The sequence below is a fragment of the Bacteroides salyersiae genome (genome assembly GCF_031172035.1).
GTDB lineage: Bacteria > Bacteroidota > Bacteroidia > Bacteroidales > Bacteroidaceae > Bacteroides > Bacteroides salyersiae.
In genome coordinates this window covers 5,170,076-5,195,347 of record NZ_CP133452.1, presented here as the reverse complement: position 1 = coordinate 5,195,347, position 25,272 = coordinate 5,170,076, and the positions used below count along the sequence as shown (strand labels likewise).

The window sequence follows — 25,272 nt, the reverse complement described above, 5'->3', positions numbered from 1 at the left end:
AAGTAGTAAGTAGCAGATACTACGTAAATGTAAGCAAGACATTTCTACTTACCTACTTACCTACTTGACTACTGAACTACTGAATCACTGAATTTCTTACTGCTTAAAAAAACATATCATGGAAAATAGTAAAAATGCTTCGTTATCGAAACTCGTCCCGGTGATGCTTTGTTTCTTTGTCATGGGATTTGTTGATCTTGTAGGGATTGCTTCTAACTATGTAAAGGCCGATTTGAACCTGACGGATTCTCAGGCAAATATCTTCCCTTCATTGGTGTTCTTTTGGTTCCTTATTTTCTCTGTGCCGACGGGCATGTTGATGAACCGTATCGGTCGTAAGAAAACCGTGTTACTTAGTTTGGTGATCACTTTTGCTTCTCTGCTTCTTCCGATTTTTGGAGACAGCTATCTGTTGATGCTTGTTTCATTTTCTCTGTTGGGCATTGGAAATGCCTTGATGCAGACTTCTCTGAATCCACTGCTTTCAACGATTGTCAGTGGTGAGAAATTGGCAAGCAGCCTTACTTTCGGGCAGTTTATAAAGGCTATCGCCTCTTTTCTTGCCCCTTATATTGCCATGTGGGGTGCTACACAAGTGATTCCATCGTTCGGTCTGGGGTGGCGTGTATTGTTCCCCATTTATCTGATTATTTCCATTGTTTCCATTCTGTTGCTGAATGGTACGAAGATCTCCGAAGAGATGGAGGAGGGAAAGCCGTCTACGTTCACTCAGTGTCTTGCTTTATTAGGGAAACCGTTCATTCTGCTTTCCTTTATCGGTATCATGTGTCATGTTGGTATTGATGTCGGTACGAATACTACCGCTCCAAAAATACTTATCGAGCGTTTAGGTATGACGTTGGCCGATGCCGGTTTTGCTACCAGTCTGTATTTTATCTTTCGTACTATCGGTTGTTTACTCGGTTCGTTTATTCTGCGCAAGATGTCTCCTAAAACGTTCTTTGCCATCAGCGTATTTTGTATGTTGGCGGCGATGGTGGGGCTGTTTGTTTTCCATGATCAGACCATGATTTATGTTTGCATTGCTCTTATCGGTTTCGGTAACTCGAATGTATTCTCCATTATTTTCTCTCAAGTATTACTTTACATGCCTAATAAGAAGAATGAAGTTTCCGGATTGATGATTATGGGACTTTTTGGCGGAACTATTTTCCCATTGGCAATGGGGCTTGCTTCCGATGCAGTGATGGGACAAAGCGGTGCGGTAGCGGTGATGACAGTCGGTGTTGTGTATCTTTTATACTATACCCTCCGCATCAAAAAGTAATTTCAATCGTAAATCGTAAATTGTTAAATCGTAAATAAAACAGGTATGAATAACATAATAGTAGGAATGGGTGAGGCACTTTGGGATGTGTTGCCCGAAGGAAAGAAAATAGGGGGGGCTCCGGCGAATTTCGCTTACCATGTATCACAATTCGGTTTCGACAGCCGTGTAGTGAGTGCTGTCGGTAATGATGATTTGGGTGATGAGATTCTGAAAGTATTTAAGGAAAAGCAGTTGAAACATCAGTTGCAGACAGTGAATTATCCTACCGGAACTGTGCAGGTGACATTGGATGACAACGGTATTCCCTGCTATGATATTAAGGAAGGGGTAGCTTGGGATAACATTCCATTTACAGATGATTTGAAACGGCTGGCATTAAGTACTCGTGCTGTATGCTTCGGTTCGTTGGCCCAGCGCAATGAAGTGAGCCGCACTTCGATCAATCGCTTTCTCGATACCATGCCCGATGGTGAAGGACAATTGAAAATATTCGATATCAATCTTCGGCAGGGATTCTTTACCAAAGACATTATCCGTGATTCCTGTCAGCGTTGCAATGTATTGAAAATTAATGATGAAGAATTGGTGGCTATCAGCCGATTGTTTGGTTATCCCGGCATTGATCTTCAAGACAAATGTTGGATTTTGCTGGCTAAGTATAATCTGAAAATGTTGATTCTCACCTGTGGAACAAACGGTAGTTATGTTTTTACTCCGGGAGTCGTTTCTTTCCAGGAAACCCCTAAAGTACCGGTAGCAGATACAGTAGGTGCAGGTGACTCTTTTACCGCGACCTTTACCGCAGCTTTATTAAAAGGGAAAAGTGTGCCCGAAGCTCATAAACTGGCGGTAGAAGTTTCTGCATATGTTTGTACTCAGAGTGGTGCCATGCCGGAACTTCCACAGGTTTTAAAAGATAAACTATAGGATAAGATATAAATGAATTGTGTCGTGATTTGAGAATGTTCGAATCTGACGAATGAAAGGAAGAAAGGTTGGTTTTGGTAAGGAAAAAGTAATACAAATTAGGTTGTTTGTAAAAGGTTGGTTTTCAATAGGTTGGTAAACTTGCTTTTTTCTCGTAGAGTTTCGGGTCGTTCCTCGTAGAGGAGGGTTCTGTTTCTCTACGAGGAACGGGGCAAGTCTCTACGAGAAAAATCCTGTTCGTTTATAATCTTTTACAGTAGTAGAAAGTTTATAGAAAAGAGAATTCTCTTATTATGAAAAATAAGCCAATAATGTATATCTTTTTCCCTTTTTAATTAGGAACATATACTATCTTCTTTTTTAGTCCAGATCCTCCTTAATTACTTCATCAATTTCCTTGATACGTTTCTCCCGTTCTTTTTTGGATTTTACTTTTTGATCTTTGTATCCGGTATCTGTACGTTCGGAAACCTCTTCACTCCATTCTTCGAATTTGTCTATTGCCGGTCGCCCGTTCGGGTCGATGTTTTCTTCGGCAATCGGGGCATTTCTGTTAATCATATCATCCATAACATTTTTGTTTTAATGGTTTGTATGATATACACACTGATGATGAAAAAGTTCCCGGTATCTGTTCTTTTTCATAATCATTCACAGAAAGCACGCAAAGATAAATTTCTTTTGCGATTCATTGTATTATTGCGCCTATACACCAATATTTGCCAGCTAAAAAATAAAAAGTACCAATTCGACTTCTTATAATACACTACTTTAGCATTTGATATTACTATTATCACCGGTGATTCCGGATTTATTTCCATTGGTGGTAAACAGTACGCTCTTTGTCAAGGAGATGTTGTTTTTTCAATACCGGGAGAGGTTCGGGCATGGGACAAAAGTCATCTTCCACAAGGCTATGCACTTATTTTTGAGGAAGAGTTTTTGATTTCATTCTTTAATGATCCTTCCTTCATGCAAAATCTCTCTTACTTTAATCGAAACAGGGCATCTGCTAAAATGGATATTATTGATATCTATACCCGGATTGATAGCTTGGTTCGTAATATTATTGTCGAAATTAATAATGAACAATCAAGAGATGAACATATTTTACGTGCTCTACTCTATGAAATGCTGATGTTTTTGAATCGGGAATATTTGAAAAGTAATGCAGGGATTGAGGAGAATTCACGTCACAGGCATATAGATCGTTTTATGAAATTGGTGGATGAGAATTTCAGAACCCACCATGATACGAAATATTATGCGGATAGATTGTGTATAACCCTTAATTATTTGAATGAAGTCGTTCAACAAGAAATGAAAATCAGTCCTAAGTGCTACATTCCTTTCTTTGATTCTTATTGTATGATTTCTCTTTCCTCTTCCTACTTTTGTGTTATCTATAAATTAAAAGAATAAAAAGATGAAAGAGGTAGAAAAAACGATTGGTAAGCTGATTGATCATCAGAAAATAGCTTTTATTGGTTCCGTCGATGTGGATGGTTATCCAAATATGAAAGCAATGTTGACACCCCGAAAACGTGAGGGGATACGCACCTTTTATTTTACGGCTAATACATCCTCCATGCGAGTCAGTCAATTTTTAAAGGACAATCGTTCCTGCCTTTATTTTTGCGACCATCGTTTTTTTCGAGGGGTGATGTTGAAAGGTACGATGGAAGTATTAACGGATAATGAGCCTAAAGAGTTGATATGGGAAGAGGGCGATACGATGTATTACAAAGAAGGAGTCACTGATCCGGATTATTGCGTTTTAAGGTTTACGGCAACCAGTGGGAGGTACTACAGCAGTTTTAAATCAGAAAACTTTGCTGTTGAGTAGTCTGGCGGTTTATGCTGTTTTTAATTGGTGGATGAATAGAACTTATAGGTAAATTGTTTGAGTGCGGTTTAGTTCTTTCATAAATTAGAGAAACTGTGCCAACAAAGTATATTATTCATATCTTCTATTGACACAGTTGTACTAATATGTTTGGAGAGAGAAGAAAATTATGCTCCTGCTACACGTGGCATTAACACAGGTTCTGCTTTCATTCTCGATTGTAATGCTTTAAGCAACAATTCTGTTTTTATGTCTTTGTATTTTTCGTCATTCCAAAGGTTTATTAATTCGTTTGGATCATTTTTCAGATCAAACAATTCTCCTTCGTTACTATTCATATCGAAAGCCAGCTTATAATGCTTGTCTATATAAGTACAAACATAGAATTTCGTCATTTGGAAACGGTTTTCCACAATTACATGATCCCGAATCTCTTTTTTATTTCCCATAAATACATCTGTTTGATCTATGCCTGTCATACATCTGGGAATTTTTTTACCTGCCATTCCTAAGATAGTAGGTGCAATATCCACTAATGAGATAAGTGCCTGGCTTCGTACACCTTGTGGCATTTTACCTTTATAGGAAGCTATAAATGGAATTTTGACTGCATCTTCGTAATCGAATACTCCTTTACCTACCAAACCGTGATGTCCGATAAATGCCCCATGATCTGTGGTGAATATGATTAAAGTATTGTCTATTTGTCCGTTTTCTTCCAGATGGTCCAGTATTTTTCCTATATAGTGATCCATCATGGAAACCATTCCATAATAAATCGCTTTGTTTTGCTGGAGTTTTTCTTTTGTCCATCGATGCTGTGCAATGCCATGTACCGGATAAGACGGGTTGCCTTCTGCCCAAATAGATTTGTCCGGATTCTCTTCCCGAGTCACCCTATAATGGAGTGGCATGTCAGAGATGTCGTCATTTACAGTTTCTGGAATATCCATATCTTCTGGTTTATACATAGATGCCCAGGGTTCAGGAATCAAATATGGGTTATGGGGATCAAAGAAACTGGCCCAAAGCATGAAGGGTTTATCCCCCTTTTTGTATTGGTCAAGAAGGGCAATGCAACGTTCTGCAATCCAAGCGTCGGTATGATATTTTTCTGGCATTTTCCACGCTCCGTATTGTCCTTTCGGGGCATTTCCCGTAGGAGTACGATACCAATCTCTCCATTTTTCTCCTACCTGATTTTGTAACCATATGGCATAATGTTGCCCTACATGAGGTTCATCAGCATGGTTTCTGGCCAATTCTACATGGTCGAATCCATAGAATGGACCATAAAATTCTTTCCAAAAGTCGAAATCTTGTAGAATCGGATACGCTTCGGCAGACGGATATTCGGCAGTTCCTCCGAGAGGTTGAAAATGGGCTTTTCCGATAAGCGCTGTTTCATATCCGCATTCGGATAAGCAATCGCCTATACATAATTCCGTTTCAGGCAGTTTTGTACCAAGAGCGTAAGCACCGTGTTGACTTGGATAACGCCCTGTGATAATTGAAGCCCGTGAAGGAGTGCTTACCGGATTGCAAGTGTAGGCTTTATCGAAAATGACTCCTTTACTTGCCAATCTGTCCAGATTAGGAGTTTTACATTTAGGATCATTATATCCCATTGCCATCCAGTGATGCTGATCACTGGTAATAAGAAGTATGTTTGGAGAATCTTTCGATATTTTACAATTTTCGTATTCGCCATAGTACTTTTTATACGCTTCATTAAGTTCGGCAGACTGAGCTACAACCAGTTGAGGGAGTAGGATAGTCGCATTTAAAAGCAACGTTTTTTTTGTCATGAGTTATCGTTTTAATTAATTATTTTTCCATTTGATTATTACAGTCTCTTCAGGTGATATCGTAAGCTTATTCGCTGTGGAATGGGCATTTTTATTCGCAAACAAGATGAATGCTTTTCCTTTTCCTCCGACTATATCGACGGTTTGTACAGATGCGGATTTGTTAATAATAAGAGAATACATCGTTCCGTTGCTCTTAAAACTTTTCATCATGACATCTTTATAATGCTTGTCGAAGTGAGGATTGTCATTAAGTATTTTATTGGGGAGTAAACTTACGGTGAGTTTTGATAATTCGGAGAAGTCCTTGGATTCACGTGCTCCTAATGCTATAGGTGAAGGAATCCAAAAGACCTTGCCTTTTCCATATTGATTGATACAAGCGATGCATTCTCCCTCCTTGTCCATTATAGGCGTAGCTTTTGAGGTTTCTATTGTTCCTTTCCACAAATGTGCAGGCAGTTTATAATTATCTTTCTCAAAATCCAGACTAAATAAGTTTTCTTTTATTTTGTATTCGATAGGATAAGATCCGAAAAGATTTTCTAAAGCAAATCCACTGACCACTGTACTATGTGCTTGATAATCATAATATCCCGTTAATCCATCCGCTATTAATGTTCCTCCTTTCTCAACAAATGATTCCAGTTGTTTAATGACCTTATTGTCCAATGCTATTTGGTGAGACAGAATGATGACTTGGTCGGTATAATCATTCAAAGAGAAATCAAACTCTTTGATCTCTTTGAAATTGGCTTGGAGGCCAGTTTCTGACAACGCTTCAAAATATGATAGAGGAGAACACATGACAGCTCCAATACTCCTGCCGTTTCCATTTAGTTTTCCTCTTGTTTGGGCCGCTTCAACCCACATTGATTCGTGATTGTATAGAATTGAAATTCCACTGTTCAAAGTTTTGATGTTCGACATCATTTTTACGTTTTCTGTGATAAATTTTCCTATCGTTGCTGCGGCAATAAGTCTGTCCGATGATTTATTTTTGAAATTTATCATCGCCCATTCTCCCGCTTCCGCAGCAGTACTTCGAGCATTGAAACTCCAAAATATACCACCTTTGGCTTCTGTTGCAAAATTTATCCAAAGCCATTGTATTATTTCTTCCGCAGTAGGACAGAGTGGATTAGCTCCGCTATACAAATTGTTTCCTCCTTGAAGTTCGGTCATCAGCCAAGGTAATTCTCCGGCACCGGAGCGAATTAACTCTGCGTTTGCCGACATCGCTACAGTATATGCTTTACGGGGGAAATATCCAAAATGCCAGCTTGCATGTGCCGACCCTCCTAAACTATTTAAGAAAGTACGCCATGTAGGAAAATCATATAGCCCGGATAACTTGAACACATTATGCGGATTAACATGCAAATCATGTTGTTTGTCATAAAGTCGTACTTGGTTCGCTAACCAATTCAGATACCAATTGTGATAATCGATAATGAAGTTTTCTTTTTCAAAATTTAATACAGGATATCCTTTTTCGTTGTATTCTGAAAAATTGTGTTCTTTTTTCCAGTCCGAGAAACGTTCTTTAGTAAACGGTTCGTTAAAAGGTAAATTGGGTGTACCTGGCTCATTGATTAAAACCCATGCAGCCAAATTTTTATATTGGGAGAAATGGGATACTACGTTTTTTATATAGTCTTCCACTTCTTTTTGGTGCTCGCGTGAATGTGGAAATTTGAATCCTCCCACATCAGTAAACTCTGTATCAGGAAATAAGGTAGCATATACCTTTATATGATATTTGTCCGCTAACTTAAAAGCCCTATCAAACAGTGTAAAATCGTATGTACCACTTGGGGTTTTCATATACTTTCCGAACATACGGATCCGACAAGTGGTCATATTGCTTTCCGCGAGCAATTTGAACCATTGTTCTATTTGTTCCTGAGTTTGTCCGGGTTCGATAAAAATCTGCGCTCCGACAAAAGGAGTACTTTGTTTGCTTATTCTTTCCCCATAAGAGTTAATATAGGGGAATAACATCAAAAATAGAATTAAAAACGCTTTCTTTTGCATACCTTGATTGATTATAATAATTATTTTATTTTTTGTAGGTTTGTTTTATAAATTCTGATGGAAGTATATTAAAATATTCCTTGAATGTTTTTGTAAAATACGAATTACTGTTTATACCCACTTGATACATTACTTCTGAAACAGTATAATCATTGTTCTTGAATAGTTCATAAGCTTTTTCCATTCTTAAATTACGTATTAACGTGGAGATTGGAATATCAGTAACAGCCTTTACTTTTCTGTATAATTGGGTTCTGCTGATATTTAATTCTTCGCAAATATTTGTTATCCCGAATTCGGAATTGCTAATATTGTCGTGGATTAAGCCAATCAGTTTTTCATAAAATTGATTACCGCCCTTATTGTAATCTGTATTTTCTATTTCATTACCGGAATCATATTCCATCAAACTGTTTTTCCTGTATTTGATGATGTTGTTTATTTTTTGAATTAAAATCTCCATGGAAAAAGGTTTGAGAATATAGTCTTCAGCACCACAGTCATATCCTAAAGCGATGTCCTGAGGCGTATCTTTGGCAGACAGCATCAAAATAGGTATGTGGTTGGTCATCATATTACTTTTTACTGCATTGCATAGATCATATCCTGTCTTATTGCCTTCCAAAACTATATCTAAAAGAATCAAATCAGGGATGAATTGTATAATTTCATCAATTGCATCGTCAACATTGTTTTTGCAAATTACATTGAATCTTTCAGCTAAGCAAACAGTTAAATATGTACTCATATCGAGATTGTCCTCTACGATGATTATTGTTGCTTTTGACTCTTGTTTGTTATCATTGATCTGTTCGCGAGTGATAGGTGATATATTCTCTTTTTTAATAAGTTCTTTATCATCATAGTATTCTTTACTGACAGGGATTCTTACAGTGAATAACGTTTGGCCTCCATCCGGATCACTCTTTACCGATATACTACCTTTATGTAGTCTTACCAATTGGTTCACCAATGAAAGACCGATTCCCATTCCTTGATTTTTTTGCCGATTATTTTGATAATAACGCTCAAAAATACGAGTTATGTCATCCGGGGAAATGCCCCATCCTGTATCTTCTACGGCAAATTCTATTTTATCATTGACTTGTGCTGCAAAAACGGTTACACGACCTCCTTTTGAGTTAAATTTTATAGCATTGGATACCAAATTTCCGATGATTTTAACCACTTTATCTTCATCCAAATATCCGATCATATCCGATGATTCACAAACTAAATGAAATTCTATTTGTTGATTTTCAGCAACAGGTCTGAACCGTTCACAGATATCTTCAAGTAGTAATGATATATTGGTTTCTTTTACACATAAAGGTACGACTCCCTCATCTATTTTTTGTAAATCGAGAAATTGGGATACTAAGTTATTCAGATGTTCGATGTTTCTACGCATGATACCCAACTTAGTGGTATTCACCGTTCCTCCTATATCGTTTATTATATCATTAAGCGGAGTTATTATCAAAGATAATGAAGTGCGGATTTCATGTGAAATATTAGCATGAAACTGTAGTTTGGTTTCACTTAACACTTGTTCATGTTCTCTTTGTATATGCTCTATTTGTAAGTCTCGCTTTAGTTTGTATTGTGTAAAATAATACTTAAGTACAAGCAATATGATCATTACCACAAATATCAGATACAATAGATAAGCCCACCAAGTATTCCAAGGAGCCTCTCCTACAGTCAGTTCAATACATCTTTCGTCAGTGTCCCAGATACCATTGATTTCTGTTGCTTTTACATGAAATTTATATTTGCCGGCATCTAAATTATTATAGCTTGCAATACGATTGTCTGATGATGTATAAACCCAATCTTCGTCAACTCCTTCTAATTTATAAGCATAATAGATTTTGTTGGGAGAGGTATAATTGGGGGCAATGAATTCGAAAGAAAAATTATTATTCAAATATGAAATATCGATTTGATCGGCATCAATGATATTGCATTTTAATGGTACACTGGAATTTATTTTTTGATTTGGCTTTACGGATTTATTATAAATCATAAAGCGTATAGTCTGTATTTGTGCATCATTTCTAATATCCTTAATGTCTAATGGGTTGAAATAATTAATCCCATTAATGGAACCGATGTACAAAGTTCCGTCAGCAGCCAGATATCCTGCTTCTGTTAAGCAATTGGAGCACAGGCCATCGCTATAATAATATTCTCGATAATGGCCTGTCTCCGGATTGTAATGTAATAAACCTTGGCTGGTGTTTAGCCAAATGGAATGATCGGAGACTTCAATTACACTTAGTATTTTATGATTGATAAGTTTCTCATGAGGAGCAACTGATATTACATTTGCTTCTAAAGATGAACAATCAAATGAGTTTATTCCTGAATCTGTTGCTACCCAGACATAATTACCGTTTTTAGAAAAACAAATGTCCCAGATATGATTACTTTTGATAGAACTGTTGGTTGTATTTATACTTTGATATTTGATTATGTCAGAAAATATATTCAAAGTGATAACAAATATCCCTTTGGATCGGGAGCCTAACCAAATACGCCCAAGTTTGTCTTTACCCAAGCAAAATATATCTTGCGTATAAGGAGCATTAAAATAATGTACAGAGACAGAAGAGGTAAACAAACCTCTTATTTGGGCTAATTTTCCGGTTCCGCCAATCCATATGGTTCCTTGGTCATCTTCTATAATCACACTCGCTGCAAGTATCTTATTATAGATATCCGTGGGAATACCACTGATTTCATTCAAATTATATAGTTTTTTCCCCTTGTAAATGTACACATTTTTGTTAGTCAATATCCATATGTTTTTCTTGGAATCTTCCATTATAGCATTGAAATTCTGTTTCGAATCTATTGGAAACTTGGTATAAACTCCGTCTTTTAACATATATAAGCCTCCTAATTTTATGCCGATCCATAAATTGTCTGAAGAGTCTTTAGTGATGACGCGTACCAATGGGCGTATTTCCTCTTTTGGCATCAATAGCTTATGAAATGGTAAGGGAGATAAATCAACGATGGCAACGCCATTATGGCCCGAACCTATCCATAGACAATTAGAACGGTCTATGAAAAAATTGCGAATCAAGTTTGATTGGAAGAATGTGGAATTGTTTAAATCTGTTGTTTTCCTAATTTTGAAACTACCTTTTTGATGAGATTCTAAAATGCGTATGCTACTGTTTTCTGTACCGGCAATGTATATTCCGCGTTTCAATTCCTTTATCGCAGTTAGCGGAGTGCTTACATTGGTTTTTACCACTGTTCCTTCATCAATGAGGTAAATTCCTTCATCATGAAGAATAAACAATTGTGAAGAGGAATCACAATAAATATCTCTGGCCTGTTTTATCAGTTGATTTTCATAGCACCCTTTTATGTTTTGATCGGTATCTAAATGATATATCTTATTATTTGTAAGTATCCATATACAGCTTTTGTCTGGAGATAATAGAATACGTTTTATGGTGGTATGCCACAGACTTTCAATTTTTGTTTTTTCATGTACAACCTTATGCAGGCTATCTATATGCAATAAATAAAGTCCGTCCGAGGTTCCGACCCATATTTTATGGTTGTTGTCTTCTATTAAACTTCGGCAATTCTTCCACTTTATGTCAGTAGGTACATGAAAATTGTCAGTATCCTTATTGTAAAAATTTACGCAGGATGTTCCTTCTGTACCTACAATGAGATTTCCTTTTGAATCTTCAAGTATAGCCAGTATTCTATTGTTGGATAAGGAAGTTGTATCATTATTGATGTGGTAGTAATTTTTATAGTTGGTACCATCATATTTACATAGACCATCGTAAGTTCCCATCCATACAAAACCGTTTTTATCTTGAACAATGGAAGTAACGGCTTGTTGCGGAAGCCCTTCATTGACAGAAATAACATGCAAACGCGACGAAAGAATGTCCGCGTTAGCAGTTTGTCCATACGTACTTATTGAGAATGCAGCTAATAGAAAAATGTATAAAATGTAGATCATAATATGATTCGTTCAGGTTCTTAATCTTTTCGCAAAAATATATGTTTTATTATTCTTATCCTATATTCCAAATTTATAATTGGCCCAATGGTTCATTCGAGCAAAAGAAAGACACTTTAGAGCAATGGTGCAGTATGTGAGATTTGTACATTTGCAGCAGTTATTAATCTTATATTATAATTCCATGAAAAAATTATTATTCGCTACCTTATTACTTTTATGTAATTTAATGGTAAATGCACAAATTAAGGTGACTGGTACCGTTTATTCTGAACAAAATCGTGAAACATTAATCGGTGCTACGATTATCATTGAAGGAACCGAAACCGGAACCATCACTGATCTTGATGGTAAATTCTCAATTGTTTGTAGTACTTTGCCTGCTAATATCAAAGTTTCTTATATGGGTATGGATTCTAAAGTCGTGACGGTTAAAAGTCAGAATGATTTACCTTTAAAAATTTATCTGGAAGAAACACAAAATGAAATTGACGAAGTAGTGGTAATTGGTTATGGAACTGTTAAAAAAAGCGATTTAACCGGATCTGTAACTTCCATGAAAGGATCGGATGTTAGTAATTCTCACATGTTATCATTAGACCAGGCAATGGCCGGAAAAATGGCTGGTGTAAATATTACAAACACGAGTGGAGAACCGGGAGCCGGTATTAGTATTCAAATTCGTGGTACTGGTTCTATCAATTCGGATAGCGAACCGTTATATGTCATTGATGGTGCCCCGATATCCAAGGATGCCGGTACCGGAGTTGGCGATCCGAAAGGATTAAGTTCGGCAGTGTTTAATCCTTTATCATCTTTAAATCCGAATGATATTCAATCAATCGAGATTTTGAAAGATGCATCGGCTACTGCAATATATGGTTCACGTGGAGCTAATGGCGTTGTTCTAATAACCACAAAATCCGGTATGGAAGGTAAGCCAGTTGTCTCTTTTTCAACCTATGTCGGTGTTGGAAGTGTGTCCAAGAAAATAGATGTACTGCAAGGGGAAGATTATTTGAATTATATGAAATATGAACGTGAAGATCCGGATTATATAGCAAAATATGATTCTTTACAAAACACTCCGTTCTATGATTGGCAAGATTATCTTTTTAAAAATTCTATTACTCAGGATTATAATATAGGTATACGAGGAGGAACAAAGACAACTAAATATTCAATGAGTGCAGCTTATACCGATCAGTCCGGATTGGTAGAAAATTCCGGATTTGACAGATTTACAATCCGCTCGAGAGTAGACCAAAATATAGGGAAGAGAGCCAAGACGGGTGTTAATATTAATTTTTCGAAGACTTCTCAGGATGGTGTGCCTTCCGGTGGCTCTAAGGATACAGGAGCGGATGTCTTTCAGCAGGTTTTAAGTTATCGTCCGGCAAATGTCCGTTTTAATAGTTCTGATTTTGACTGGGATGGAGAATTGACAGGTGATTATAATCTTCAAACGAATCCTCATGACTATGTAACTACTGTACAGAATAGGCTAAGTAGTGTGAGAACGACTGCTAACGCTTATATACAATATGATGTTATAAAAGATTTGCAGTTCAAAACTTCTTATAATGTTGATATGATTAATACCAACAAAGAGATTTTTTATGGTCCCTCTATTGCAGCTGGTGCTTCTGTGAACGGTCGTGGGGTAAACTCTTGGGCAAAACGCTTTAATTGGTCTTGGGAAAACATACTGACTTATAACAAAGTGTTTAAGAAGCATCATAGTCTTAATGCAATGGTGGGCTATACAATGGAAAAGAATAGTGGCAGGAATTTTTCTATTGAAACTACTGATTATCCAGCCGCTTATTCTGATTTGACAGGTGGCAATGTAGGGCTTGGATTGAATATAATGGCACCTGATGTTAAAGATTATGCCAGTACATTGCTTTCTTATTTGGGGCGTGTGAACTATTCTTATAAGAGTAAATACTTGTTTACGGCAAGTTTCCGTGCAGACGGTTCAAGTAAGTTTCCTAAAGGGAATAAGTTTTCCTATTTTCCTTCAGCTGCTATAGCTTGGAATATTCATCGTGAAAAGTTTATGCAATCCTTAAAAACAATTGATGAATTAAAGTTAAGATTCAGTTATGGGCGTACCGGTAATCAGGGAATACCTGCATATAGTAGTTTGTCTACTTATTCAAATGTGTATTATTCATTTAATGAAAGTGGTGGCATAAGACCTTCTTCTACATTAAAACCCGGTATTGCAGTGGGTTCTATAGCTAATCCTGATTTGACATGGGAAACCACTGAACAATATAATGTCGGATTTGATATGGCATTGTTCAATAATAGGTTATCGTTATCCGTAGATGCCTACTATAAAAAGACTTTTGATTTATTACTCGATAAACCTTTGGATTACACGACCGGTTTTAGCACCATGATGTATAACTCTGGTAGTTTGGAAAATAAGGGAATTGAATTTGTAGTGAATTCTGTCAATATCTCCAACAAGGATTTCTCTTGGACTTCTTCTTTGAATATGTCGTTTAATAGGAATAAAATTCTTGATTTAGGAGAGAATTCGGCTTTGACATTCAATGCAGGCAATATTTATAATGAAGCTTTTATCCTTGAACCGGGGCAGGCAGTAGGAACAATGTATGGGTTTATCTATGATGGAGTTTATCAGTACAAGGATTATAAGAATTTCTATAAAAACAACGATCCATCGCAAGGATTATTATCAATCGAACAATGTCGGGAAATTTATAATCGTGCCAAGAATGGTGAAGAGAAACTGGTGCTTATGGATGGACAACCTAAATATGCAGGGGATGTTCCATTGCCGGGAAGCGCAAAATTTAGAGATGTAGTGGGCGATGATAATAACATTACTACAGATGATAGAACTTATATTGGAAACAGCGAACCTAAATTTACAGGTGGATTTGTTAATAAATTCAATTATAAAGGATTTGATCTGAATATTTTCTTGTCATTCTCATATGGTGGTAAATTGTTTGTGACCAATTATTATCCGGTTTGTGGTTATAATAATCGTAATATATTGCAAAGTATTTATGATGAGGCGTGGAGACCATATAGAGATTCAAACGAATGGCCGGATTATACCATAGACTCATACAAAAACTTAGCATCGAGTTTGTTTGTAGAAAACGGTTCCTATCTTAAGATTAAAGATATTACTTTAGGTTATACTTTGCCAACGTCATGGCTTGAAAAAGTAAAGATAAGCAGAGCTCGTATCTATCTGACAGGCCAAAACTTATTTACATTTACAAAATTTAAGTGGTATGATCCCGAAGTCGCTTCTAATAATCCGATTACGGGTGGTATGTACCGTTTTGTTTATCCAAGTTCAAGAACCATTATTACAGGTCTTTCTATCGATTTTTAAACAACCCTAAATAAATACAAGATGAAAAAAATATATAAATCATTACTGTTTGCTGTAACTCTTACGGTGACTTCATGTGAGATTAATTTCCTGGACGAAAAAATGACGACACAGTTAGGTGGAGATCAAGTTTATACGAAAGTTAGTGATTATGAAATGGCATTGATTGGTATTTATGATATGCTCGGTACACGTAGCTTGCCAACATTAGGTAATGAAATTACCAATTATTTGACCAATTATAATGCCGGACTACCTTTGCTTAACGAGTTGGCGACCGATGAAATGGGGGCCATTACTGCCGGTGCTTCTAAACAATTGATGCTCGAAGAATTGGATAAATGCAAACCGACTCCTCAAAATGGCATTATTAAATCTTTCTATGCCGGTCAATATGCCATGATTAATAGGGCAAATGATTTAATTTTTAATGCAGAAAAGTCTGGCATTGAAAGTGTTATTGTCAACCGTTGTGTTGCTGAAGCTAAATTTTTGCGTGCTCTCTGCTATTACAACTTGACTTCTGTTTTTGGTGGATGTGTGCTTACTACATTGCCAGGGTCGGAACGAGTAGGTGAAAACATGCCGCGATCATCTACTGAGGCAGTATACGGACAAATATTCCAAGATTTGATAGATGCTTATTCTGTACTACCTGTCAGTTTTGCGGCAGAGAAAGAGATGGGACGTGCTACCAGAATTGCGGCTGCGGCTCTTTTGGCACGGGCAAGCTTAACTGCTGCTACGATGGGGAAATATGCTCACATTTCTCCGGATATGGCTTTGGAAGATGGAATAAATTCATATGAATGGGCTAAAAACAAATTTGCCGAATTAATTAGCCAAGCAAAAGACTATGCACAGAAAGTGATAGATGAGGGATATGGAGGTAATGAAGAGGTACTGCTATCTATGTCTTATGCAGATAGTTTTTATCCTTCGGAAAATACTCCTGAAGTTATTTTTGATGTACAGTTTAAAGATGCTTTATCGCAAGAAGAAGGTGGTTGGGTAGGTCAAATATATGGTCCCGGTTCATGGAACTGGGTACTTCCGACAGGCAATGTGGCCAATACTTATATGCCTTATGGAGGAGCTACCATTGCTGATAATTTTCCCAGTAAGCCCACGAAAGAGACGTGTGATATGAGAAAATACAAGAATATAACCAATTTTCAGTATAAAGGTGATGGAACCTTATGGCCTCCTACGGCGGCAAATAAAACTTATAATTTGGGGAAATTTGCGATGGAGAAAAAGCCTGATTATCCTAAACAACGTACACCGATCAATTATGTGGTACTTCGTCTGGCAGAGATGTACTTGGTTTTAGCGGAAATAGAAGCAGAACAGAATGGCGGACCTACTGACAGAGCTTTACGTTTGCTAAATTATGTCAGACGCCGTTCGGCTAATGAGACTATTTTACCGGAAATAACGAAGGAGAATATGGCTGATCCTTCCATTGTAAAACCGATAACAGGCATTACTCCAAAAGACCAGTTGGAAGAGTTCAGAATGGCACTTATGCAGGAACGAATGTTGGAATTTTTAGGAGAAAGCCTGCGCAGGGTCGATTTGATTCGTTCTGGTTGGATGAAAGAGTATCTGGAATATACCAATGTGGAAGATTATGATAAAAATAAATATATATATAAGAGAAGGCAATTTGAAGATTATTCGATTTTTCTTCCGATTCCTTCAAGAGAAATTACAATTACTAATAATGTCATAAAGCAGAATTTTGGATATGGTAATTAGAACTTTAAAAATGATGGTTTCACTTGTTACAAGTGGAACCGTCATACTCCCGTCGGTCGCTCAGGAAGCGGCTTCTAATAAAATTGAAGGTAATCCCAATATTTTATTAATCATGGTGGATGATTTGGGATTGGGTGATTTGTCGTGCCAATATGCTAAAGATGTACAGACTCCGAATATTGACCGGTTGTTTCATCAAGGCGTTCGTATGGACAACTTTTATGCAAATTCATCCGTATCTTCTCCAAGTAGGGCCGGGCTATTGACCGGTTGTTTTCCGGATATGGTCGGAGTACCGGGAGTAATCAGAACTGATCCTAAGGGGAGTTGGGGCTATCTTTCTCCGGATGCTACACTCCTTCCCGAAATGATGAAAAAAGCCGGTTATCAAACTGCAATTATCGGTAAATGGCATTTGGGACTTGAGAGTCCTAATTTACCCAATGAAAGAGGTTTTGATTTCTTCCATGGTTTCTTGGGAGACATGATGGATGATTACAATACGCACTTGCGTAGAGGTTTCAATTATATGCGACTCAATACTGAAGAAATCGATCCTCAGGGACATGCCACAGATTTGTTTACTGACTGGGCGTCCGATTATATATTTAAAGCGAGAAAGCAAGATAAACCATTTTTCCTATATCTGGCATATAATGCACCTCATTCACCGTTGCAACCACCTGTGGAATGGGAAAAAAAGGTTCGTAAACGCCATCCGAATATTTCTGAAACTCGTGGAAAGTTGGTTGCTCTCATTGAGCATATGGATGATGGAGTAGGTAGAGTAATCAACTCTTTAGAGAAAAGCGGACAGTTAGATAATACTCTTATTATTTTTTGTTCGGATAATGGGGGAGATCGGAAATCGGAAGCAAATAACGGCCCTGTAAGAGGAGACAAAGGCGATATGTATGATGGGGGGATAAAAGTGGCTTGTTCTCTATATTGGAAAGGCCATTTGGAACATAGAAGGGTCAATAATTTAGTAATGATGTCGGATATATTCCCTACCTTATGTGATTTAGTTCAACTTCCTGTAAATCATCGGATAGATGGGATATCAGTACTTCCGTTATTGCGTAACCAAGAACAAGTAACTGATGATCGTTATCTGTTTTGGGTACGTCGTGAACACGGTGATATAGGCGGGAAAACTCAAAATGCTGTTAGATACAAAGAATATAAATTACTGCAAAACAGACCTTTTGAACCTTTGCAGTATTTCAATATGAAACAGGATTCCAAAGAATCTCAACCCTTAGAGAAAGATGCCGTATATTCTAAATTGTATAAAGCAATGGTTGAACATTATAGAATATCGGGAGCAATACCTTGGCAAAGACCTTTAACTAAATAAAATCAATGAAGAATATAAATAAAATTGTATATTATTTGCTGATAGCTTCAGCGAATATATTTCTTACTACTGCTCAGCAATTTACCATCGATTTGAATAAGAAATCCTGTGCTAAAGAGGGAATTATTGAAGTTGAACTTAGTGGTGAAAATCCGGATAGTTTGGGCGTATTAAGATATTATCAACTTAATTTACCTAACTATGATAAGGCTGTTTATTATGCACAAGATACTTATTATGATTATTGGCAGGTAAACGGAAACAGAGTACTTCCTTGGATATTTACACCGAATACTATTGGAGATTTGTTTGTGAAACCTGCTTATGGGGTAGACGATCAACAAAACTTGGCATTTAAAAATGCCGGGTTTAAAAATAGGACCAGATATGTATCAAGAAGTGGTTGTTTCATGCAAACTTCACTCAAAGACGGTAATGTACTTGCGTTATTGCCATTGGCTAATTCTGAAACAATATCTGATTTATATGTGACCGATGATGGAAAATTGATTTTGCGTGTAGCAAATTATGGAACACAGTCGGTTTCGGGGAAAGTGCCTGTATTGGCATGGAGCTTTGGAAGTAATACTAATGAAGCATCTTATTTGCTTTTTAGCCGATTACTAAAACATGACGAATATAAAAAGACCATGCGTTTGCGCTATCAGAAAGATTATCCTGAAATGTTTAAGTACTTAGGGTGGTGTACTTGGGAGCAATATAAGAAAGATATTAATTCTGAGTTACTTAAAAATGAAATTATAAAGTTGAAAACTATCGATTTGCCAATCCGCTATGCCATTATTGACGATGGACATCTTTCTTCACGTTCTGCAAAAAATATAAAGAACCAGTTGACAAGTTTTCTTCCTAATGATAAGTTTCCTCAAGGATTTTCTCCTTTACTCTCACTTCGTGAGCCGGATGGTTTGGAATGGATGGGGCTATGGCAGAATTTCAATGGGTATTGGGGAGGTTTTTCACCCGTAAATAATTTCGGAAATGAAATCAATCAATGTTTGCAAACAATTGAAAAGACGGGTTATACGATGCCGCGAATCGATTCAGTGTGTATTTCCAAAGTGTATCATGCATTTTTGGGACAATCGGCATCCGATGGCTTTGATTTTCTGAAAGTAGATTGGCAAGCTGCTAATTTATACATGCAACGATATAGCGAGAATGCGGCAAGAGGTGCTTTTTTAGCATCAAGAATTGTAGATGACATTGCCGATCGCTATTTTTCTAATGGGCTTATCAATTGCATGGCTATGAATAATGCGGTTTTACAAAATACTTATCATACAAATGTTACAAGAACCAGTATTGATTATAAACTGAATAATATGTTCATGGCCAAAGAACATTTGTTGCAATCTTATCATAATGCTCTTTACATATGTCCTACAGTGTGGGGAGATCATGATATGTTCCACTCTTCTGATAAAGTATGTGGTGACATAATGGCTTTGTCTAAAGCCATGTCTGGCGGACCGGTTTATTTATCGGATGCTCCTGATCAAATATCTTTTTCTAAAGTATCACCTTTATGTTATGATGATGGCTTGATAATACGTCCTTTGGCACCTGCTACAGTTATGGAACGTTCGGTATTCACAGCTCCGTTGATTGAACAAGTGCCTTATTATGTTTCTGCACCATTGGAGAATGGAGTTGCTGCAGTTGTTATTTACAATTTGTGTGTGGATTCTGTGACGGTTTCAGGCACGATCGATTCTTCTGATTATTCTATGACAGGAACTTTATTGCAACCCTATTCGGGAAAATGGAAGTTACCCGAAGAAGGACTTTTTTTGTATGATTATGATGCGCATACAGGATATCCTATCGGTAAAAACAAACATAAATTTCAAATATCAGGATTTGATGATAAATTGTATTTCTTTATACCAATATATAAAGGATGGGCGGTAATTGGTCGGACAGATAAATATTTATCCCCAGCTACTGTATCTGATATCAAATATAAAAGAAACTCTTTAGAACTGATATTATCTGAGGCTGGTATTTTTGATTTTTGGATGAAAGAGGGTACCCCTTATGCAGAAAATATTACTTTTACCTCATTGGGAAATGGAATTTGGAGGGCGAATGCCGAGCATATTTCAAATAATAGAATAATAATATTAAAAAAATAATAGAGTGATGAAAAATTTATTATCGATAAGTTCTTGTGTTGCATTTGCCGGATTGACATCCTGTGCAGGAGGTTCAACTTCTGAAAAGCAGATAACTCCCAATATCATATATATTTTAGCCGATGATTTAGGGTATGGGGATATTGGTATTTTGGGTCAAAAAATTATCAAAACACCTAATATTGACAAACTGGCTTCTGATGGTATGATTTTTACTAACCACTATTCAGGAGCACCGGTTTCCGGACCATCCAGATGTATACTGATGACCGGAAAACATTCGGGACATAGCAGTATCCGTGGTAATAAAAGTATTGCCGGAGTGGGAGTGGCCCCCATCAACAATAATGATATTACTCTGCCGGAAGCTATCAAGAATCAGACAAATTATGTCACAGGTATGTGTGGACGTTGGCATTTAGGAGGTGAATTGACCAATCAAACTCCTTACCATCGTGGTTTTGATTATCATTTTGGCAAATTGAGTGCAGATTTTCCAAATCATTATGGGGTATTTATAGATTCTTTGTGGGACCAGAATGGAATACATATATCCTATGATAAGTATTCCAAAAAGAATATTGAGCCTATGTATGAAAATGGGAAATATTACAATCTTACTGAAGAAGAAAATAGTCATCGGCCAATAAATATGGATAGGTTGGTGACTGATAAGGCCAAGAATTTCATAAAGAGTAATAAAGATAATCCGTTCTTTTTATATGTGGCTTATTCTCTGATGCATGCTCCGATGGAATATCATGCTGATATGCCGATAGAGGCGAATGATTGGCCCAAAGAGGAAAGGGCTTTCGCTTCTATGTTGATGAGTCTTGATAAATATGTTGGGGAAATAGTAGCTCAGGTGGATGAACTTGGTTTAGGCGAGAATACGTTAATTGTATTTACCAGTGATAATGGGGCACACAATGAAGGTGGGCATGATTATCGCTTCTTCCACTCGACTGGTGACTATAGAGGATTTAAGCGTGATTTGTATGATGGAGGAATGCATACACCTATGCTCGTGCGCTGGACAGGAACTATTCCAGAGGGATCGCAGACGAATCTTTTGTCCGCTTTTTGGGATGTCATGCCTACTATTTGTGAATTGGCTGGTGCTCCTATTCCGGAACAAACAGATGGGATTTCTTTCGCTCCGACATTGTGTGGTAAAACTCAGGAAAAAGTTCATGATTATTTATATTGGGAATTTAACGAGCGTTCGGAACGTGTAAAACCGAGACATGAATATAAACAGGCTGTGGTATTTGATAATTGGAAAGTTGTCAAATATATTGATGCCGATAAGATTGAAGTGTACCAATTGGACAAAGACCGTTCGGAATCTAATGATGTGGCCAAAGAGCAACCTGAAATAATCGAGAAAGCTTTGCGTTATATGGAAGAGTCTCATCAACAAAATCCGATATTTCCATTGACTAAAGAAGAACGGAATATCAATTAAAAGAAGATGTCATGAAAAAGACAATATTTGCATTAATTATTTGCCTATGTTGCTTAAATAGCGTTTTTGCATTCAAGTATAGTAATACTCCTGCTGGAATGATTTATTTCGCCAGTCATGGTTATGTTGAGAATAATGAAGTTTTAAATAATCCATATATTATTGGGGGATTGTATACAATGCATTGGTCTGTGATAGAGTCGGAGCAAGGTAAGTATAATTGGAAAGAGGTGGATGATTTTGTGAATCGCTGGACAAAGGCTGGAAAAAAGGTCGCTTTGCGTATCATGTGGTCAAGTAGTGGCTATTGGAGAAATCCAGTGGCTGGAAAGCCTACTCCGGCATGGGTATGGAAAGCTGGTGCCAAGTACGCTTATCATAAAGAGAGTAATACTGAATTAGCTTTATTTTGGGATCCGATATTTAGAGAACATGCCATGAATTTTATGAAAGCTGTCAACAAACACTTTAAAAATAATAAGGAGATACTTTTTATCGATGTTACTCCAGGAGCAGAAACAAATCCATATCGTTTTGGAACAATCAATAGAAAAGATCCTCAATTTAAAGAATCTTTTTCAAAAGTTCCGGCCAGTGATGGCCGGACTTACACAGAAGATTTGTGGACAGAAACAATTAAAAGCTGGATAAAGCAAACTGCCAAAGTAATGACTGATATCCCTTGTTTGGTAACGTTGAATCAAGGAAGTCTTTTTGGACGGAATAATTTTCCGGTTTTCGGTCAAACAGCCGTGGATAATGGTATGTATGTCGGTCAAAACGGCATACACGAAAACAGCTATCAGGGAAATGATGCACTAAGAACTAAATTATTTAACCAATGGAAGAATAAGACTAAATTATTCTTTGAGATGGTTCATGCTGCAGAAACGCAAAACACAGGCTCTATGCAAGGAGTTATTGAAGCTGCCAAGCGCATAGATTGTGACTATTTGAATGTGTATCCTCAAGATGTACTTAAATCAACTGTAGGAACCTCCTGCTATAATACAAAATGGGATGAGGCTCTAAAAAATGGCTATAATTATTTCTCATCTAAAGCGAAAGACAAATGATAAGAATAATCCTTTTTTTATTATGTGTTGTTATGGGGAGTGTTTCATGTACCGGAAATACGCCACCTAAGACTTCTCCTTCTATTAAGAATCAGACAAATACGAATGGGGGACTGATTTATTTCGCATCGAAACAACATCGAGACGATTTGGCTATACAAAATCCTTATATTGTGGGGGCGCTTTACACTATTTATTGGAGTGAATTGGAAAAGAGTAAAGGAGAATATGATTGGAGCGAGTTGGATGAATTTTTCAAGAAATGGTCGGCCGGAGGTAAAAAAGTAGCTATACGGGTGATATGGATATCTACAGGACTGTGGCCACATGAAGTGGCGCGTCATCCATCTCCAGATTGGCTTTGGAAGGAAGGGGCCAAGTATTATTATGATGAAAAGACTCAAACGGAGATACCGTTATTTTGGGATCCTATATATAATAAACATGCTCTTCGTCTAATGCAAGCTATTTATGATCGTTATGGGAAAGATCCGAATTTGTTATTTGTATCGGCAACACCTGGATATGAAACATTTCCTTGTCATCCTAAGACCGGTAGTGTAAGCACTAATTTCTTTGAAGATTTTTCAAAAGTCAGAGATAGTCAAGGGCGGGCTTATTCACCGGAATTATGGAAAAGTACTGTCAAGAATTGGATATCATCTATTTCTGCGATGTATAGCGATGTACTTACTTTTGTTTCACTTAATCGGGGGGGGCTGTTTCCTGAAGAAGATTATTTTCAGTTATTTGGTGAATATTCTGTAGAGTGTCATGTGATGGTTGGGCAGAATGGAATAAAAGCTTCAAGTTACCAGAATCAAAATGGTGGGCGTTATAAGCTATTTAGACAATGGAAACAGCAGGTTCCTGTTTTCCAAGAGATGGCATTGGCTTCTGGTAATATAGAAAGACAGGTCGGTTCCTTAATGGGAGTAATGGAAGCGGCAGTAAGAATAGACGCAGACTATTTGAATGTTTATGCCGTCGACGTTCTTAAAGGGACAAAAGGATATAAAGATTATGATCCGTCTTATGAACAAGCTCTTAAGTTCGGATATGAAAAATTACAATTAAAAAAATGATAATTATGCAGGTAAAAAACATTTATCTATTACTGGCTCTTTTATTTTGCTTTTTTTTAAGAATGAACGCTCAAAAAACGGATTATAGCAAGGGACTGCTTTATTTTGCCAGCTATGAAAGCTCTGAGGATGATTTGGTAAAAAAGAATCCATATATCATAGGAGCTGTCAGAACTATAAAATGGGCAAATATAGAGAAAAAGGATGGTGTATATGATTGGAGTTCGATAGATCAGTTTATAGCATCGTGGGCGAAATACAAAAAGAAAGTAGTATTGAGAATGCAGTGGGTAACAAGTGGCTACTGGAAAGATCCGATGTCTAAAACACCGACTCCCGAATGGGTTTGGGAAAAAGGAGCTAAATATGCGTTTCATGCTCCCAGCCAGACGGAAATACCATTATTTTGGGATCCGATATACCAACATTATGCTTTACGATTTTTATCTAAAATAGCAGAACGATACGATAATAATCCAAATATTCTCTTTATTGACATCACTCCGGGAGCTGAAACTAATCCATACCGTTTTCGTTCTATCAATAAAAAGGATCCGGATTTTAAAAAGGTGTTCATGAATATCGAGTCGAGCAACGGATGTAAGTACAGTGAGGATTTGTGGAAAGAGACTGTTTTAGAATGGTTACCTAAAGCTTCTGGTCTATTTAAAAAATTACCGACTGAAGTGGCATTAAATAAGGGCTCTTTATTTGATAATAATAATTTTGAGCTGTTTGGAAATCGGGCTGTTGAATGTGGAATGTATATTGGACAAAATGGACTTTCGGGCAATCGATACTCCGAAAAGGAATCCGCTAAGGTACAGCTACTGTCATCGTGGGCAAAAAAAACAAAGATCTTTTTTGAGATGGTCGGTGCGACATCCAAAGATGTAGGATCCCTTAAAGAAGTAATGGATGCCGCATTCCGTGGAAAATGCTCTTATTTGAATGTCTATGCCAAAGACGTTTTAAAAGGTACTAAGGGATTTCCTGAATATGATAATACCTATGAGGAAGCTCTTGAATATGGAAACTCTTTATTAAAGGAATCTTATTAATATGA

Annotated in this window: 16 protein-coding genes; 12 read left to right on the top strand and 4 right to left on the bottom strand. The window is 37.0% G+C overall.

What is annotated here, in order from left to right:
- Nucleotides 1-118: 118 nt before the first annotated feature.
- Nucleotides 119-1,288, top strand: a complete 1,170-nt coding sequence (locus RB604_RS19905; protein WP_005929578.1) for an MFS transporter — start codon at nt 119-121, stop codon at nt 1,286-1,288.
- Between the two features lie 45 nt (nt 1,289-1,333).
- Nucleotides 1,334-2,218, top strand: coding sequence for a carbohydrate kinase family protein (locus RB604_RS19900; RefSeq protein WP_005929581.1), 885 nt, complete (start codon nt 1,334-1,336; stop codon nt 2,216-2,218).
- A gap of 360 nt (nt 2,219-2,578) precedes the next feature.
- Here RB604_RS19900 and RB604_RS19895 read toward each other — a convergent pair whose 3' ends face one another.
- Nucleotides 2,579-2,788 carry a hypothetical protein gene (locus tag RB604_RS19895; RefSeq protein WP_005929583.1) on the bottom strand — a complete coding sequence of 70 codons (210 nt, stop codon included), beginning with the start codon at nt 2,786-2,788 and terminating at the stop codon, nt 2,579-2,581.
- A 447-nt stretch (nt 2,789-3,235) separates the two neighbouring features.
- On the opposite strand from RB604_RS19895, the gene RB604_RS19890 reads away from it, so the two are divergent.
- The gene (locus RB604_RS19890; protein WP_229103615.1) at nt 3,236-3,640 is read left to right on the top strand and encodes a hypothetical protein; all 405 of its coding nucleotides are present in this window, start codon (nt 3,236-3,238) and stop codon (nt 3,638-3,640) included.
- A gap of 4 nt (nt 3,641-3,644) precedes the next feature.
- Nucleotides 3,645-4,064, top strand: a complete 420-nt coding sequence (locus RB604_RS19885) for a pyridoxamine 5'-phosphate oxidase family protein (RefSeq protein WP_055295675.1) — start codon at nt 3,645-3,647, stop codon at nt 4,062-4,064.
- 167 nt (nt 4,065-4,231) lie between these two features.
- On the opposite strand, the gene RB604_RS19880 is transcribed toward RB604_RS19885, so the two are convergent.
- Genes RB604_RS19880 through RB604_RS19870 form a run of 3 tightly spaced genes read right to left on the bottom strand, consistent with a single transcriptional unit; the run spans nt 4,232 to nt 11,909 of the window.
- Nucleotides 4,232-5,872, bottom strand: coding sequence for a sulfatase family protein (locus tag RB604_RS19880; RefSeq protein ID WP_007481453.1), 1,641 nt, complete (start codon nt 5,870-5,872; stop codon nt 4,232-4,234).
- 15 nt (nt 5,873-5,887) lie between these two features.
- A complete protein-coding gene (locus RB604_RS19875; RefSeq protein WP_224203358.1) occupies nt 5,888-7,876 on the bottom strand; it encodes a beta-galactosidase trimerization domain-containing protein in 1,989 nt (662 codons plus the stop codon).
- Between the two features lie 58 nt (nt 7,877-7,934).
- Nucleotides 7,935-11,909 carry a hybrid sensor histidine kinase/response regulator transcription factor gene (locus RB604_RS19870; RefSeq protein WP_055295678.1) on the bottom strand — a complete coding sequence of 1,325 codons (3,975 nt, stop codon included), beginning with the start codon at nt 11,907-11,909 and terminating at the stop codon, nt 7,935-7,937.
- 184 nt (nt 11,910-12,093) lie between these two features.
- On the opposite strand from RB604_RS19870, the gene RB604_RS19865 reads away from it, so the two are divergent.
- The 8 genes from RB604_RS19865 to RB604_RS19830 all read left to right on the top strand — a co-directional run bounded on the left by RB604_RS19865 (nt 12,094) and on the right by RB604_RS19830 (nt 25,267).
- The gene (locus RB604_RS19865) at nt 12,094-15,297 is read left to right on the top strand and encodes a SusC/RagA family TonB-linked outer membrane protein (protein ID WP_122282073.1); all 3,204 of its coding nucleotides are present in this window, start codon (nt 12,094-12,096) and stop codon (nt 15,295-15,297) included.
- A 21-nt stretch (nt 15,298-15,318) separates the two neighbouring features.
- Nucleotides 15,319-17,058, top strand: coding sequence for a RagB/SusD family nutrient uptake outer membrane protein (locus RB604_RS19860; RefSeq protein ID WP_005929604.1), 1,740 nt, complete (start codon nt 15,319-15,321; stop codon nt 17,056-17,058).
- A complete protein-coding gene (locus RB604_RS19855) occupies nt 17,048-18,418 on the top strand; it encodes a sulfatase family protein (RefSeq protein WP_055295680.1) in 1,371 nt (456 codons plus the stop codon). The genes RB604_RS19860 and RB604_RS19855 overlap by 11 nt, the downstream gene beginning before the upstream one ends.
- 5 nt (nt 18,419-18,423) lie before the next feature.
- The gene (locus RB604_RS19850) at nt 18,424-20,577 is read left to right on the top strand and encodes a Sip1-related alpha-galactosidase (protein WP_055295682.1); all 2,154 of its coding nucleotides are present in this window, start codon (nt 18,424-18,426) and stop codon (nt 20,575-20,577) included.
- Between the two features lie 7 nt (nt 20,578-20,584).
- Nucleotides 20,585-22,045, top strand: coding sequence for an arylsulfatase (locus tag RB604_RS19845; protein WP_055295684.1), 1,461 nt, complete (start codon nt 20,585-20,587; stop codon nt 22,043-22,045).
- A gap of 11 nt (nt 22,046-22,056) precedes the next feature.
- Nucleotides 22,057-23,121 carry a beta-galactosidase gene (locus RB604_RS19840; RefSeq protein ID WP_005929616.1) on the top strand — a complete coding sequence of 355 codons (1,065 nt, stop codon included), beginning with the start codon at nt 22,057-22,059 and terminating at the stop codon, nt 23,119-23,121.
- Nucleotides 23,118-24,206 carry a beta-galactosidase gene (locus RB604_RS19835; protein WP_007481461.1) on the top strand — a complete coding sequence of 363 codons (1,089 nt, stop codon included), beginning with the start codon at nt 23,118-23,120 and terminating at the stop codon, nt 24,204-24,206. The genes RB604_RS19840 and RB604_RS19835 overlap by 4 nt, the downstream gene beginning before the upstream one ends.
- 62 nt (nt 24,207-24,268) lie before the next feature.
- Nucleotides 24,269-25,267: a beta-galactosidase gene (locus RB604_RS19830; RefSeq protein WP_224206327.1), complete on the top strand. Its 999-nt coding sequence runs from the start codon at nt 24,269-24,271 to the stop codon at nt 25,265-25,267.
- Nucleotides 25,268-25,272: the final 5 nt, after the last annotated feature.

What these genes read in the sequence shown, in the direction of transcription:
- RB604_RS19905 (WP_005929578.1), top strand. Translation starts at nt 119, where the DNA reads ATGGAAAATAGTAAAAATGCTTCGTTATCGAAACTCGTCCCGGTGATG.
- RB604_RS19900 (WP_005929581.1), top strand. Translation starts at nt 1,334, where the DNA reads ATGAATAACATAATAGTAGGAATGGGTGAGGCACTTTGGGATGTGTTG.
- RB604_RS19895 (WP_005929583.1), bottom strand. Translation starts at nt 2,788, where the DNA reads ATGGATGATATGATTAACAGAAATGCCCCGATTGCCGAAGAAAACATC.
- RB604_RS19890 (WP_229103615.1), top strand. Translation starts at nt 3,236, where the DNA reads ATGGATATTATTGATATCTATACCCGGATTGATAGCTTGGTTCGTAAT.
- RB604_RS19885 (WP_055295675.1), top strand. Translation starts at nt 3,645, where the DNA reads ATGAAAGAGGTAGAAAAAACGATTGGTAAGCTGATTGATCATCAGAAA.
- RB604_RS19880 (WP_007481453.1), bottom strand. Translation starts at nt 5,872, where the DNA reads ATGACAAAAAAAACGTTGCTTTTAAATGCGACTATCCTACTCCCTCAA.
- RB604_RS19875 (WP_224203358.1), bottom strand. Translation starts at nt 7,876, where the DNA reads ATGTTATTCCCCTATATTAACTCTTATGGGGAAAGAATAAGCAAACAA.
- RB604_RS19870 (WP_055295678.1), bottom strand. Translation starts at nt 11,909, where the DNA reads ATGATCTACATTTTATACATTTTTCTATTAGCTGCATTCTCAATAAGT.
- RB604_RS19865 (WP_122282073.1), top strand. Translation starts at nt 12,094, where the DNA reads ATGAAAAAATTATTATTCGCTACCTTATTACTTTTATGTAATTTAATG.
- RB604_RS19860 (WP_005929604.1), top strand. Translation starts at nt 15,319, where the DNA reads ATGAAAAAAATATATAAATCATTACTGTTTGCTGTAACTCTTACGGTG.
- RB604_RS19855 (WP_055295680.1), top strand. Translation starts at nt 17,048, where the DNA reads ATGGTAATTAGAACTTTAAAAATGATGGTTTCACTTGTTACAAGTGGA.
- RB604_RS19850 (WP_055295682.1), top strand. Translation starts at nt 18,424, where the DNA reads ATGAAGAATATAAATAAAATTGTATATTATTTGCTGATAGCTTCAGCG.
- RB604_RS19845 (WP_055295684.1), top strand. Translation starts at nt 20,585, where the DNA reads ATGAAAAATTTATTATCGATAAGTTCTTGTGTTGCATTTGCCGGATTG.
- RB604_RS19840 (WP_005929616.1), top strand. Translation starts at nt 22,057, where the DNA reads ATGAAAAAGACAATATTTGCATTAATTATTTGCCTATGTTGCTTAAAT.
- RB604_RS19835 (WP_007481461.1), top strand. Translation starts at nt 23,118, where the DNA reads ATGATAAGAATAATCCTTTTTTTATTATGTGTTGTTATGGGGAGTGTT.
- RB604_RS19830 (WP_224206327.1), top strand. Translation starts at nt 24,269, where the DNA reads ATGAACGCTCAAAAAACGGATTATAGCAAGGGACTGCTTTATTTTGCC.